A 14,091-nucleotide genomic window follows, 5' to 3' on the forward strand; every position below is an offset into this window, starting at 1 on the left:
GTGTTCGCTCGCTGCAGATTGTTGGTTTGCCATGAACAACCATAGCTGACACGCTACCTCTAGAGGTGATCTCCACAACGCGCGACCACGATAGGATTTACGTGATGAACACCGAAAATGATGCGGGCGCAGATCGTCCTCAGCGACAGGATATTCAACCTAGTCATCTGGGCTTTCCGGTAGTAGGAATTGGAGCTTCCGCAGGCGGTTTGCAGGCTGTTCAGCACTTCTTCGAGCATATGCCAGCTGACAGCGGTATGGCGTTTGTAGTGGTCATGCATTTGTCCCCCGATCACCAAAGTAGCGCGGGAAAACTGATCGCGTCTCGTACTAAAATGCCTGTCACCCAGTTGGTTTCTGCTGCGCCCATCGAACGCAACCATGTATATGGAATCTCCCCAGCGCAGCGCCTTTCGATGAACGACGGCTACTTACGTGGTTTGCCACCCGAGCCACGAAATGGACGACACGTAACCATCGACCTCTTCTTTCGTGATCTTGCGGACGCCCACAAAGAACACGCTTTCTGTGTTGTTCTTTCCGGCACGGGATCTGATGGAGCCGTTGGCTTGTCACGTATCAAGGAGCAAGGCGGTGTCACCCTAGCTCAGCATCCAGAGGATGCCGAGTTTGATGGAATGCCGCAGGCGGCGATCAATACTCATAAAGTCGATTTCGTACTACCGGTTGTCGAAATGCCGCAGAAAATTCTGGATGTATGGCACAACGCCCAACGTATTCAACTTCCAAATGCTGCGGATCTCCAGCCAGGCACTCCACCTAAGCTAGACGAACGGGCTGTCGAGCAGGCAGAACAAGCGTTGCTTGATATCCTTACCAAGCTACGCGCCGCTACCGGCCATGACTTCAAGCACTACAAGCGTGCCACAGTTTTGCGCCGTATCGAACGCCGTATGCAGGTGACCACGCAGACTGATTTGCCCGCCTACTATCGCTACATCTGTGAACATGCTGATGAGACCAAGTCTCTGCTCGATGACATGCTCATCGGAGTAACCAATTTCTTCCGCGACCGTGAGTCTTTTGAATCATTGGAACGCGAGGTGATTCCCCAGTTATTCGCTCGTCAAAACGACATCGATAGCGCTCATGAGATTCGAGTCTGGTCGGCGGGTGCATCCACGGGGGAGGAAGCCTATTCACTTGCAATCCTGCTCAATGATTACAAAGCTGAAACGTCGTCTGATTTCAAAATCCAGGTGTTCGCCAGCGATATCGATGACCGTGCCATAAGCACCGGACGTACAGGACTGTACTCTGAAGCAATCATCACTGACGTCTCACCCGCACGCTTGCGGCAATACTTCATCAAAGAAGATGCCAACTATCGCGTCCGCAAGGATATTCGTGAACGAGTGCTCTTCGCCAAGCACAGCTTGTTGGCTGACCCACCTTTTTCTCAGATAGACCTGATCGTTTGCCGGAATCTGCTTATTTATCTAGATCGCGACATTCAGCGCGAAATTTTGCAAATGTTTCATTTTGCGTTGCGTGCAGGTGGATATCTCTTTCTCGGCACCTCTGAATCAGCGGATGCTTGCCCTGAACTTTTCACCACCGTTGACAAGAAGAATCGCATTTTTCGTGCTCGCGGCGGCCCCAATACTCACCGCCTACCTGCCATGCCTCGGGGGGGATATGCGCGCACCATTGCATCGTCTCTACCTAGTGATACACGACCAGTGAAAAAGCCGTCCACGGTCGAAATATATCAGCGGGCTGCAGAGCGCTTTTCCCCACCCAGCATCATCGTCAACAGCGAAGCCGATATTCTCTACATCAGTCAAGGCGCTGGTCGATATCTGCAGCACATGACCGGCGAGGTCAGCAATAATCTCCTATCGCTGGTGAGCGGAGATCTGCGCTTGGAACTACGCACTACCATCTACCAAACTCAACAATCCGGCCAATCCGCTCGGGCCCGCCCGATCAATCATAAACGCGACGGGCAGCATTACCAGGTGCAGGTCGAGGTACACCCGTTCACTGATGCTGAAACAGAGCTGAACTGTCTTTACATCTCGTTCACCGAGGAACAAATAGACGCACAAAACGTCAGTTCCAACGCATCCGTACAGTCTGAAAATCAAATGCTTTCTAATCTGGATCGGGAGTTGCAACGTACCAAGCTGCAACTTCAGGACGTTATTTAGCAGTCGGAGGTCTCGAGCGAAGAGCTGAAGGCCTCCAACGAGGAAATGCAGGCAATCAATGAAGAGCTTCGTTCAGCATCTGAAGAACTCGAAACCAGCAAGGAAGAGTTGCAGTCGATCAACGAAGAGCTCCTCACTGTAAACCACGAATTGAAGATCAAGGTTGAGGAAACAGACCAGGTCAACGACTACCTGAGCAACCTGATCAGTTCCACCGACATTGCCACTGTTTTCGTTGATAGAGAGCTGCGAATCAAATGGTTCACCCCTCGAGCAACGGATATTTTTAGCATGCTGGCGGTAGACGCCGGTCGGCCCTTGTTGGATATCACTCATCGCCTCAAATACGACGGAATGGCCGAGGATGCGATGTCAGTATTCGAGACTCTCAAGGGCATCGAACGCGAAGTCGCGAGTTCCGATGACCGCTGGTACATCGTGCGAATCTTGCCCTATCGTTCCAATGTGGATCAGATAGGCGGTATCGTTCTGACTTTCATTGATATCACCTCACGGCGCGAGGCTGAGCAAGAGCTTCGTTTGAGTGAGGAGCGAATGCGTCTGGTCACAGAAAGCACCCATGACTACGCGATCATCGTGCTTAATGAAGAGGGCTTCATCACTGACTGGAATGACGGGGCGAGGAACACTTTTGGCTTCAGCCGTGACGAGGCGGAGGGTCAGCATTTTCGCTTCATCTTTTCCGCCGAGGATCAGCGCGCAGGAATACCAGAAATGGAGTTGGAAACGGCCCGTACTAAAGGTCGTAGTGACGATGAGCGCTGGCACGCACGCAAGGATGGTAGCAAGTTTTATTGCAGCGGCGAGGTCACGGCATTGGCGAGCAAAGGCTTCCAAGGCTTTGTCAAAATCGCGCGCGATCTGACTGACCATATCAAGTTGCACGAAGAGCAACAGCGGAACCTTACGGCATCCCTAAATTCTAGCCAGCAAAAAGACCAGTTCTTTGCGGTCATGTCGCATGAACTCAAACATCCGCTGAACCTCATTCAACTAAACGCTCAATTGGCTCGTCGGCTTCCTGTGTCAAAGAAAGACCCGACGCTACAAAAAGCGATCACCACCATCACTGATGCGGTAGCCAGCCAAGCACGCATCATCGATGACCTGATGGACGTTGCGCGGGTACGCAATGGAAAGCTGCAGTTGCAATGCAAACCACTGGATCTCGTGATGGTACTCAATGAAATTCAACAAGTCGTGCTGAAAGCAGAATCCGGCTGCAAGATTCACTTCAAGACACCGGAACAAAGTCTATTCATCGATGCAGATCAGACCCGGATTGAACAGATCATTTGGAACCTGATCAGTAACGCCATCAAGTTCACCCCTGCTGAAGGTACAGTGCAAGTTGTCACGACGAAGCTGGAGCAAGCTGTACGTATCGAAGTGATCGACACTGGGCCGGGTATCGAGAAGGATCAATTGGAACGTATCTTCGAAATGTTCGGACAGGCCGACCATCGCCCTTCGGGCCAGCATCGAGGTGGCTTGGGAATTGGCTTAGCACTGGTCGAACAACTGGTTGAGAGCCACCATGGCAAGATACAGGCGTATTCTGAGGGCGCGGGTAAGGGTTCGCGGTTTACCGTAGAACTGCCGCTGACTGAACCACCCCATCAACATGCCAGCAATGACGCCGAGAACGACGAAGGTCAGTTGGCTGAGATTCGTGTCCTTCTCGTCGATGATTCGCCTGAGGTACTGGAAGCACTTCAGCTACTGCTTGAATTAGAGGACGCGGAGGTTCTTGCATTCGACCATCCTTCCAAAGCCTTGGAAATCGCGCAAACGCAACGCTCCGATGTAATTATTTCAGACATCGGACTGCCGCTTATGGATGGTCATGAGCTACTTGCTGCGCTACGTAAGTTTCCGGATTACGCAGCCGTGCCGGCAATAGCTCTGACAGGCTACGGTGCGGCGGAGGGGGCTCAGTACCAAGGGGAAGGCCGTTTTGATGCGTCTCTCGGGAAACCGGTAGCCGTTGAGGATTTGACAACGTTGATTTGCGAATTGGTTACTGCGGCTGGTCAACGATCCTAACTCTGGCGAGAGAGCAGGATGCAAAATTGCACATGCTCTCGCAGTTTCGCTAGGCTCCCGAACAGAACACTAAGGGAAGATACCTGTGGCATCGTCTAGTTTTGAAGCAAACGTAGCTGCAGCTGACGCTCTTACATTGCTTCTGCATAACCAGCATGCAATATGCACAGCAATTGAGGAGGCCACCAAATGGCTTTCGGAAAACGGTGCGGGGAATTCTGCGGTCAACGCAGTGACAGCAATGGAAACGCTGGACAAAAATGCTCAAGGAATCACTGAGGACTTTACCGGCTACGCCAATCATAGGTTATCAACTCATACTGAACACCATCATCAACAGCTCTATTGGCGCTCTCGGATCTTACTGCTCGCTTTTAAGCATTAACTGAGATCGAGTCGATAGAGCCCATTGTTCTTCTTATATGGCGGGCCGTCCCTGACCCGCTTGCATCAAAGAGCCCTGGAAGGAATGTCCGGCTTTTAGCGTGGATCCTGCTGTTTATCCATCACCGCATTATCCGTCTCCTCCCGCACACGCTCAGGGTCAAGCCCGACGTCGTCATCATCAAGCGGGCGCTCACCTTCGTTATCCGGCAGTTCGTCAATCCCCTCTTCCTTCATTGGATCAACTTCGGTGCGGCCTGGGCTCAATGGATCACGTGATGTAGGGATAGGGTCATCTTGACCAATCCCTCCTTGCAGCTTTGGATCGCTATTCATACACACCTCTCAGCACCCTCAATGGTGGGGGCATGTAGCTTGGAGAGGGATCGTATTTCGAGTGTTCGATTTATTGGCTTACCGACCGTCACTTTCCTGCCACTCAGCCTTTCAGTCATCTCGATGGAACATTGCGCCAAGTCGCATCCTCTATCGCAACACCAGCGAATCTGAGGGCTTCATCATGATCGACCCAGCAACCGGTATGAAGGCGGGCGAGCGCTACATCGTAGAAAGTCTTGAACGCACACGACATTTCCCAGGCTTCTTCCTGGACGGGAAATATTACCTTGGCCCCGAATTGATGACGGCCATTGGTTGGCTGGAAGNTGAACGCACACGACATTTCCCAGGCTTCTTCCTGGACGGGAAATATTACCTTGGCCCCGAATTGATGACGGCCATTGGTTGGCTGGAAGGACAGCAGTTTTATTACGATGAGCTTGATCCCACGGGTGAGCCGGTTTTCCCCAATCGACTTGCCGGCACGGTCGAAGACCTCACCCTCATTCTCGCAGACGGTGCGCGTTTACCCTTAAACGAAATGCCCTACGAAGCAGAGATCGATTCCTCTGACGTTCCAATCAGTCGTAATCCGTCGTCATCGGGTCATCGCCCTGCTCCGACAAGCGATCAACACGGAGCTGAGGGCGTCCGGATGTCAGGTAAACATCCCTATCCAATACTCCTAGCGGCGGGCGCTGCGCTATTACTGGGAATACTGTTTGGGGTCAAACAGGCCAAACGCCTTCCTATTCGAAAGCTGAGGTAGTCGTCCTCCGTGAATTCCCTAGAGAAGCGCCCTTGGAAAGATCGGCGGTGAGAAAATGCATCCTGTGACCCCTGACGGTCGTTACTTCGTTGTCAAAGGGCAGCTGTGGCGCTGTTCAAACCCGTCATTGGAAGAGGACGTGCGCCAGCGTCTTGTCGATGAGCTCATGGCAGCTCGACGCGAGGTGAAGAGAGCAAAGGATTCGGAAGACGAATCGCAGATGAAGCGCGCTCGGGAAAAGGTACAACTCGCCAAAGTAGCACTTGGTGAGCGGGGCCCTGTTTGGTGGGAAGATGGCAGTCCCGACCTCAACATGCATCGGGTCACAACTTCCCTTTATGCTGGATGGTTCAGCTCGCTCCGTAAATGTGATTGACGCCTAGGTCAAGTTAGATAGGCGCCGCCACGTCTTATTGCTTCGGCAATGGCTTGTTCAAATCTCAGCACATCTTCTGGATGAACAGATAAGGTGACCGACTCCAGCGGTAAGCCCAACGCAACGTCGAGCTGATGTGGCTGACCGGACGTTTGATGCCCGATTTCAAGACCATCGCCAACTTCCGAAAAGACAACAGCAAGGCCATCCGAGGCGTCTGCCGCCAATTCGTGGGGCTGTGCCAGCAGCTGGGATTGTTCGGAGAAAATCTGGTCGCCATCGACGGCAGTAAATTCAAGGCCGTCAACAACCGCGACCGCAATTTCACCAGCGCCAAGCTGAAGCGGCGGATGGAAGAAATTGAATCGAGTATCAATCGGTACCTGACTGCGCTCGACGAAGCCGATCGGCAAGAACCCTCGGTCGCTCAGCCCAAGGCTGGTCGTCTGCAAGAGAAAATCGACAAGCTCAAAGCTCAGATGAAAGAGTTACAGATCATTGAAACTCAGCTCAACGAATCACCGGATAAACAGGTATCACTGACCGATCCAGACGCCCGTTCCATGATGACTCGCGGCACTGGAATCGTCGGTTACAACGTGCAGACAGCGGTCGATACCCAGCACCATTTGATCGTTGCACATGAGGTTACCAACGTCGGTTCCGACCGCGATCAATTCAGCTCGATGGCCAAGCAGGCCCGCGAGGCTCTGGCGTCAGAAACGTTGTCGGTAGTGGCTGATCGAGGTTACTTCAAAAGCGAAGAGATCCTGGCTTGTCACGATGCAGGCATCACTGCCTATGTGCCCAAGCCGATGACCTCTGGAGCCAAAGCGGACGGGCGTTTCAATAACGATGCTTTCATCTACCACGCGGCAAAAAACGAATACATTTGCCCGGCGGGAGAAGCACTGATCTGGCGCTATACCAACGTTGAAAAAGGCCTGACGTTGCACCGTTACTGGAGTTCGAAATGCAGGGGCTGCGCAATGAAACCGCAGTGCACCCGAGCACGGAACGGCGGGTTCGACGCTGGGAGCATGAAGCCATACTGGAGGAAATGCAGAACAGACTGAGCAACGCGCCGGACATGATGCGAGTCCGCAAGCGTACGGTCGAGCATCCCTTCGGGACACTCAAACAATGGATGGGCGCCACGCATTTCCTGACACGAAAGCTGAACGGAGTAAGTGCGGAGATGAGTTTGAACGTCCTCGCCTACAACTTGAAGCGGGTCATGAAAATTCTCGGTACCAGCGGTTTAATGAAGGCGCTGTCGGCCTGAAGAGGTCGTTATTTTGACCACCCGCCAAGGTAGAAGCAGCGCTGGGGGCTTCCAGGCCCTAGTGATGATCCGCAGGACTTGTTGCGAGCTATTACTCAGCTAACAACCGTCGGCGCTGCGCGCCGACAGTGCATCAGCGCGTTTTTACACACTCTGGAACAAAAGCTGCCGTTGGTGGAATGCATATATCGGCCAGCTGCAAGTCGAAACCGGTAGAAATAGACCAGGCATAGGTCTTAAAACGCGTATCAACGTCATGGGTTATTACCGCCAATGCATTTTTGACCCTTGTGCTGGCGCTGTTTTGATCCAACCCAGCAGTCTCAACCAACTGACGAATAGTTGCCCCGGCGTGCTTCCTCTGTTTGATGTGGAGCTTGACTGCTCGGATGCGGTGTTTGTACGAATACATGAACTGCCTCCAGATAGTCCAAGATTTCTACCGTCCTCCAACACACGCTCCATCGGCGCGTTGACGGCCTATCTCAACACGATCGAGCCGGGGCGGTGCACAAGCAACGGGCTACTTGGCGGCGCTGGCTACTTTTGCAGCGGCGCCCCAGACGGGCCGCTGCACGAACTATCGATCTCTTTGAGCAGCGTGTCGTTCTGAAAAACTTCCAAATGCACTTGGCAGGTTGCGCCCTCAGGCATACTCAGGCTTACGCCGTTGGACGAAACACCGCTCTGAACTTCACCCTGCTGACTGATACCGGCGCTTCCGTTCGAGCTGCTCTGGCGCACTGTCATTCGATACTGAAGTGACAGGGGTGTGGGGTTCTCGATGTGCGGACGGATCATTACAATTCCTGCGTTACGTTGCATTTCGATCGACACGGCCAACTGGGAGAAGTCCATCAAGGGGTCTACCTCTGCGTCGCGTTGGCGCTCATATTGTTGCCATACTGGGTGATCGAGACCGTGCCGCCGAACCCGGACTGGCTCACTGTCGCCTGGTTAGCTTGCCCGTATTGGCCGACAAACGCCTGATTGTACGCACCGTTCTGGACGACGCTGACCAGATTATAAGCGCCTTGCTGCACCACGCCTGCCTGGTTGTAGCCACCAGACTGGTTAATCTCCAGACCGTTGTTCAATCCTGACTGCTGTGCAGAAGTCGAGTTGCTAACCCCGCCTTGGTTGATCGCCGCGTGATTGAGATGTCCCACCTGACTTTGAACCAGGCGCTGTGCTCCACCACTCTGATCGACTCGTGTGTTGTTGTTCGAGCCGATCTGCGAAATGGTGGCGACGCTGTTGCCCACGGTTATGCCGGCGTAACGCGTCTCGGGCATAAGGTCTGCGGCCTGACATAGACCGCTGATGGCGGACAGCGCGGCGGCCAAATACCAGTTTCGATTATTTTTGAGTGCCATTGTTGTCTCCGTTTGGAAGAAGTTCTCTATCGGTTGCGGCAATCGGCAAGGTGGTCATTAGTTCGTCGTAGCTTTGCAGATAGCTTTGAAGCAACGGTTTGTTGAGATCGTCCGGGTTTTTCAGATTCCAGCTACCGTCGCGGACGCCTTGGGCAATCATGTGAATCAGTGCGGTTTCAATCGCTTCGCGCACGCATTGCTGAACGGGCTCGTTGCGCGACAGCCCTGTTTCGACTTCCAGCAGGTGCTTGAGTGAGACAAAACGGAAAATGCCGAAATCGACCTGAATCGAAAACACTGTCTTGGTCGTCGTAATGCTCTGAATGATGTCGCCGGTTCGGATGTCGACCGCCCTCAGGTTGACGGTCACCTGGTCTTGCCGGTACAGCTCCGATGGCCCGACCCCTAGATAACGAACGCCAATGCCGCCTGTTCTGACGTTGCTTTCATAGGCGACGACGGCGCCTTCAATCAGCATGTTGGCCGGCCGTAATGCCGGCAACTGAACTTGGGCCTTATCTTGCGGCTGCTCCAGCGCACGGATGATTTTGCGTTCGGTCAGCAGGTCTTGCAGGTTTTCGCGCTCGACAGGCTGGAACCAGCGCGAATCGCGCAGCGCGGTGATCAAGAGCGATGCTGCCCCTTGGGTGACCGAGGTTGAAAACGAGCTGTCAGGGGACGGTTTGTACTGACCGGTCTGGTCTCGCAAGCTGTACACCGCGACGCTGATAGGGCCCGCAGGGGCTGGCAGGTGTGTCAAATCACGCAGGCTCTGTGTAGGCGGTGCCAGCGTAGCCGGGGATATGGTCGACGCCGGGCGGGACGTGACGCAACCAGCGAGAAGCGATGCAGCAAATACAATCAACGATAGCGAACGGACGCGCATACGGGCTCTCTTCCTGCAAATAAACCCCGCCGGAAAACCGGCGGGGTAAAACATCTTAGTGCTGGTAGATAGTGGCGACGTTGCCGCTGCCGCCAGTCTGGCTGACATTAGCAGTCAAGTTGTTGCCTGCCTGGGTCAGGCCGACGGTGTTGGCGGCAAAGAGTGAACCTGCGCCGGTCTGGCTGACAACTGCGCGGTTGTTATTGCCACTTTGCAGCAGCGACTCTTCGTTGAAGGAACCGGTCTGTGTGCTGGAGACGTAGTTGTTGTTGCCATACTGGTTAATGTCAGCATTCAGGACGCTGCCGTTCTGGTAAACATTGGCGCTGTTGTAATCACCCGATTGCAGGGCGCTGGCGGAGCTGATGCCAGAATTGACTTGCTGAACATAGCCGGTATTGTTATTGCCGCTTTGTTGCAGGCTGGCCGAAACCAAGGTGTTGTTTTGCTGAGACACGGTGCCTGTGTTGCCGTTGCCTGCTTGACGAAGGCGGGCCACAGCGCTGGTGTTGTCTTGCTGAGAAATGTTGCCGGAAGTGTAGCTACCGGATTGAGTAATAGTAGCAGTGGTGCCACGGTTGCTGCTCTGAGCAGCGTTAGCGGTATTATTGTTGCCCCCACCTTGGTTGATACTGGCCGATGTATTGCTGTTGTAGTCCTGCGCGATTGTGGCGTTGCTGAACCCGCCAGCCTGAGTCAGATCGGCGCGTTGAACGCCGGTGCCCGTCTGGTTGATGGCCGCCCCGTTGTTGTTACCGGCCTGATTGGCGGCGGCACTGTTGTAAGCGCCATTTTGATTGATGCCCAGGGCACTGTAGGTGGCGGTCTGGTTGATCGGCGAACCGTGTGCCGAGCCAGTGCCAGCAGTGTTGCTGTTGCCTGTCTGGTTGATGTTGATTGACGACTCGGTCGCGCCGCGCTGGTCAACGTTCAATACGTTACGGGAGCCATTTTGCGAAGTGCTGACGCTGCTGGAATCAGCCATGGCCGAGCCGGACAGTGCAACCAGAATTGCCAGTGACAGGATTGATTTACGTGCGTGCATTATAAACTTCCTTTTTAAGTGTAGTGCTTACAGGTAGGGGTGTTGCGTATTGGTTTGTACAGCAGAACTCATGGTTGATTAACTTGAAACTGGGTGGTCTGCCCGGTGTTCTTATCGGTGGTAACGATTTGCAGTAAACCACTTTGAAGATTGGTAATTGCAATGCGGAAGTCGGTGGTCTCGACAACTCCTGGAACGAGTTGGCCGTTGGTGCCGACGATGCTGGAGGTCACGGCAGAAGACACCCGACTGAGAATGGCGCTCTGCAACATACTGTTGAATTGAGTCAGGGCAGTTTGCCCCGAAGCGGAGGTTGATGACTTTTCAACAAAGCGATTTTGCGCCTGCGCCTGGTTCAGCAGTACCGGGCCATTCAGCGGGTTGCCGCCGAACGAAGGGTTATTGGGCACGTATGCGAGCTCGCTAGCATGTGCGGTATGCGTCAAGCCAGATAGGAACGTCAGGCTGATGACAGCCCGCGATATAGAGTGCATGCGGGTACCTTTCATAGTTCGTCGCGCCCCAAGTCCGGATCGCCAAAAAACTGTGCGAGTTGGTAGTCAAGAATTGCCTGGTACACCTGAGCAGCTGCGTCAGTACCGATGGCAGGGATGAGTGTGCGGTTTGGAGGAAGAAACATCTGAAATAGGCGACGATTGCCGTAGTCGACGAACACCTGACTGCCCAAGCGTGCGGTAGGTCGCTCAGTAATGGCGACAGTGAAATCTCCGGTCTCGTCTTTTTCACTCCACGCGCTGGCAAAGCTGTCGTAAAACGCGCGCCCCGCCAGAGTAATTGTCTGTCCGATGACAACACCACCAACGTCTTTGTAGTTCAACGTTCGGTGTTGATCGACGGTTGCAGTACTGTTCACGCTCGCTTGGGCAAATACGGTAGAAACAACACACATTTGTAGAGCAAACACACTGAAAACTCGAGTGCAAGTCATAGCTGTTAAACCATCGTTACAGGTATGACGTTATGTATATACGAATAATATTATTATGCCAGCATAATTTTAAATTTAATTTAACCTTTTTTTGGCGTCAATTATTTTTTGTTTTTTTAGTTTTGTTGATAGAGCGCTAATCAATAAAGAGACAGAAGTATGGCGTCAATTTTTCGTAATAACAAAAAACGCACGCTCCTATTTTGCTACGTATAAACTTGCCGATCTTTAAAGGAGATACAGGACAATTCGCGGGCTCGCAGCTCGTAGCCTTGTTTGAAAAAAGCAAACTTAGTGGCCTCACTTTTGTTTTCCCACCGGATTTCGCCCCGTCTGCTTCTTCCCGGCGTTAGGTGCGGCGTGAATCAACCGCGTAGCCAGCAAACACCGGCATTAGTGGTGTGATGGTTAACCGAAGCGTTTAACGCGGCGCAGGCATTGCTTATAGATCACCTAGGAAGCGTCACGCTTGAACAGCCGGCCAGTGGCTTCAAAGAGCGCTACCAGAGTTTGTAAACCTGTGGTTTACAAAGCGGCATCTAGAAGTGACTGGTAGATCGGCATGAGCACTGTCTGCTTATGGCCCAGAGTGTGTAAAAACGCGCGGACAAACCCTTGCTATGATTTCTGGGAATCTCATCGCAGGGGGAACCCATGAAACGGTTTATCCAGGGTGAACACCGAGGTCAAAGTACCTTACTTCCAGAAAGCCTCGACGACTACGTCAGCGATACCAATCCAGTGCGTGTGGTCGATGTCTTCGTCGATGAACTCGACCTAGCCAAACTGGGTTTCGATAGCGTCATTCCAGCCGAAACCGGCAGACCTGCTTATCACCCTGCGATCCTGCTGAAGATCTATATCTACGGCTACCTGAACCGTATTCAATCGAGCCGACGTCTTGAGCGAGAAGCTCAGCGTAACGTCGAGTTGATGTGGTTAACCGGGCGCCTGATGCCCGACTTCAAGACCATCGCCAACTTCCGAAAAGACAACAGCAAAGCCATTCGCGGTGTCTGCCGCCAGTTCGTTTTGCTCTGCCAGCAGTTGGGGTTGTTTAGCGAAAACCTGGTTGCCATCGACGGCAGTAAATTCAAGGCGGTGAACAACCGCGACCGGAACTTCACCAGCGCCAAACTGAAGCGGCGTATGGAAGAAATCGAGGCGAGCATCAGCCGTTATTTGGCCTCGCTCAATGCGGCTGATCGCCAGATCCCTAGCGCCTCCAAGCCCGACACGGTGAGCTTGGAAGATAAAATCGCCAAGCTCAAAGCACAGATGAAAGAGCTTCAGGGGATTGAGTCTCAGCTCAACGAATCGCCAGATAAACAGGTTTCGCTGACCGACCCGGATGCCCGTTCGATGATAACGCGTGCAGCGGGATCGTTGGCTACAACGTGCAGACGGCTGTCGATACGGAGCACCATTTAATCGTTGCTCACGAAGTCACCAACAAAGGTTCTGACCGTGACCAACTCAGTTCAATGGCGAAGCAGGCTCGTGAAGCCATCGGCGTAGAAACGTTGTCGGTAGTTGCCGACCGAGGCTACTTCAAAGGCGAAGAAATCCTGGCTTGTCACGACGCAAGCATCACCGCCTACGTGCCGAAGCCGATGACTTCAAGCGCCAAAGCTGATGGCCGATTCAACAAAGATGCCTTCGTGTATGACGCGACGAAAAACGAATACACCTGCCCGGCGGGAGAGGCACTGATCTGGCGATTCTCCAGCGTTGAGAAAGGCTTGTATATGCACTGCTACTGGAGTTCAAAGTGCCAGAGTTGCACGCTGAAAACCCAGTGCACGCCAAGCACAAATCGTCGAGTAAGGCGTTGGGAACATGAAGCTGTGCTGGAGGAAATGCAGCGTCGGTTGAACCAGGCACCAGAGATGATGAAGGTTCGAAAACGGACAGTTGAGCATCCCTTCGGGACGCTCAAGCAATGGATGGGGGCAACGCACTTCCTGACTCGAAAACTGAACGGGGTGAGTGCGGAGATGAGCTTGAATGTGCTCGCTTATAACTTGAAGCGGGTTATGAAAATCATCGGTACAGAAGGCTTGCCGAAGGCGATGGCGGCGTAAAAACCGCAGCTTTTACTGCACCAGGAGGTACCAAAGCGCTTCATAAACGATCTGACGCGCTATCGGCGCCGATCTTGGCAAATGTTCGGGAAATCGCCTCGCCCAGCAGCGCTGGGCTCAGGCATCCAACATACGGAAAGTGTTTTTACACACTCTGGGCCGATAGCTGCCTGTTTCCATCGGCGGATCGCATTCAGTAGCCAGGAAGCCTCTAGCCCGGAGCTGCCGGCTGAGATGCCTCAATCTAGCAGAGCGCTCAGCTCTTTCCGGCTCGCCGCATCAAGGTTGAGCAGCAAAGTGGTCGGAATAGGCCAGCCCATACTCCCAGGCGACTAGCCGAATGCGCGTTGTTATCTC

9 protein-coding genes and 5 pseudogenes are annotated in these 14,091 nt (G+C 53.3%); 6 read left to right on the forward strand and 8 right to left on the reverse strand.

The features are described from left to right. Positions 1-104: 104 nt before the first annotated feature. Both HYI44_RS27770 and HYI44_RS27775 read left to right on the forward strand, forming a co-directional pair. Positions 105-4,241, forward strand: a pseudogene (locus HYI44_RS27770) (CheR family methyltransferase). Positions 4,242-4,326: 85 nt separating this feature from the next. Beyond that, positions 4,327-4,547, forward strand: a pseudogene (locus tag HYI44_RS27775) (hypothetical protein). Between the two features lie 174 nt (positions 4,548-4,721). Here HYI44_RS27775 and HYI44_RS27780 read toward each other — a convergent pair. Beyond that, on the reverse strand, positions 4,722-4,961 hold the full coding sequence (locus tag HYI44_RS27780) for a hypothetical protein (RefSeq protein ID WP_225571058.1): 240 nt from the start codon (positions 4,959-4,961) through the stop codon (positions 4,722-4,724). 184 nt (positions 4,962-5,145) lie between these two features. Here HYI44_RS27780 and HYI44_RS27785 point away from each other — a divergent pair. The 3 genes and pseudogenes from HYI44_RS27785 to HYI44_RS27795 form a co-directional block, all read left to right on the forward strand. Continuing rightward, positions 5,146-5,541: pseudogene (locus tag HYI44_RS27785) on the forward strand (hypothetical protein); the annotation flags it as partial. A 247-nt stretch (positions 5,542-5,788) separates the two neighbouring features. After that, complete coding sequence (locus HYI44_RS27790; protein WP_225571059.1) at positions 5,789-6,109, forward strand: hypothetical protein; 321 nt, start codon at positions 5,789-5,791, stop codon at positions 6,107-6,109. A gap of 113 nt (positions 6,110-6,222) precedes the next feature. Beyond that, positions 6,223-7,394 (forward strand): annotated as a pseudogene (locus HYI44_RS27795) (IS1182 family transposase); the annotation flags it as partial. A 133-nt stretch (positions 7,395-7,527) separates the two neighbouring features. On the opposite strand, the gene HYI44_RS27800 reads toward HYI44_RS27795, so the two are convergent. The 7 genes from HYI44_RS27800 to HYI44_RS27830 all read right to left on the reverse strand — a co-directional run bounded on the left by HYI44_RS27800 (position 7,528) and on the right by HYI44_RS27830 (position 11,626). Further along, positions 7,528-7,806: a hypothetical protein gene (locus HYI44_RS27800; RefSeq protein ID WP_225571085.1), complete on the reverse strand. Its 279-nt coding sequence runs from the start codon at positions 7,804-7,806 to the stop codon at positions 7,528-7,530. A 128-nt stretch (positions 7,807-7,934) separates the two neighbouring features. Then, on the reverse strand, positions 7,935-8,252 hold the full coding sequence (gene csgH, locus HYI44_RS27805; RefSeq protein WP_225571060.1) for a curli-like amyloid fiber formation chaperone CsgH: 318 nt from the start codon (positions 8,250-8,252) through the stop codon (positions 7,935-7,937). A gap of 8 nt (positions 8,253-8,260) precedes the next feature. Continuing rightward, entirely contained in the window at positions 8,261-8,770 is a 510-nt protein-coding gene (locus tag HYI44_RS27810) for a curlin-associated protein (protein ID WP_225571061.1), read from the reverse strand. Continuing rightward, positions 8,754-9,656 (reverse strand): CsgG/HfaB family protein, encoded by a 903-nt coding sequence (locus tag HYI44_RS27815; protein ID WP_225571062.1) that lies wholly within the window; start codon positions 9,654-9,656, stop codon positions 8,754-8,756. The genes HYI44_RS27810 and HYI44_RS27815 overlap by 17 nt, the downstream gene beginning before the upstream one ends. A gap of 55 nt (positions 9,657-9,711) precedes the next feature. Beyond that, positions 9,712-10,701, reverse strand: coding sequence for a hypothetical protein (locus HYI44_RS27820; RefSeq protein ID WP_225571063.1), 990 nt, complete (start codon positions 10,699-10,701; stop codon positions 9,712-9,714). Positions 10,702-10,769: 68 nt separating this feature from the next. Next, entirely contained in the window at positions 10,770-11,210 is a 441-nt protein-coding gene (locus tag HYI44_RS27825) for a curli assembly protein CsgF (protein ID WP_225571064.1), read from the reverse strand. Beyond that, a complete protein-coding gene (locus HYI44_RS27830) occupies positions 11,207-11,626 on the reverse strand; it encodes a curli production assembly/transport protein CsgE (protein WP_225571065.1) in 420 nt (139 codons plus the stop codon). The genes HYI44_RS27825 and HYI44_RS27830 overlap by 4 nt, the downstream gene beginning before the upstream one ends. A 678-nt stretch (positions 11,627-12,304) precedes the next feature. On the opposite strand from HYI44_RS27830, the pseudogene HYI44_RS27840 reads away from it, so the two are divergent. Next, a pseudogene (locus HYI44_RS27840) lies at positions 12,305-13,734 on the forward strand (IS1182 family transposase). Positions 13,735-14,091: the final 357 nt, after the last annotated feature.

This window comes from Pseudomonas sp. Y24-6 (genome assembly GCF_020295325.1).
In the GTDB taxonomy this organism is placed as follows: Bacteria; Pseudomonadota; Gammaproteobacteria; order Pseudomonadales; family Pseudomonadaceae; genus Aquipseudomonas; species Aquipseudomonas gregormendelii.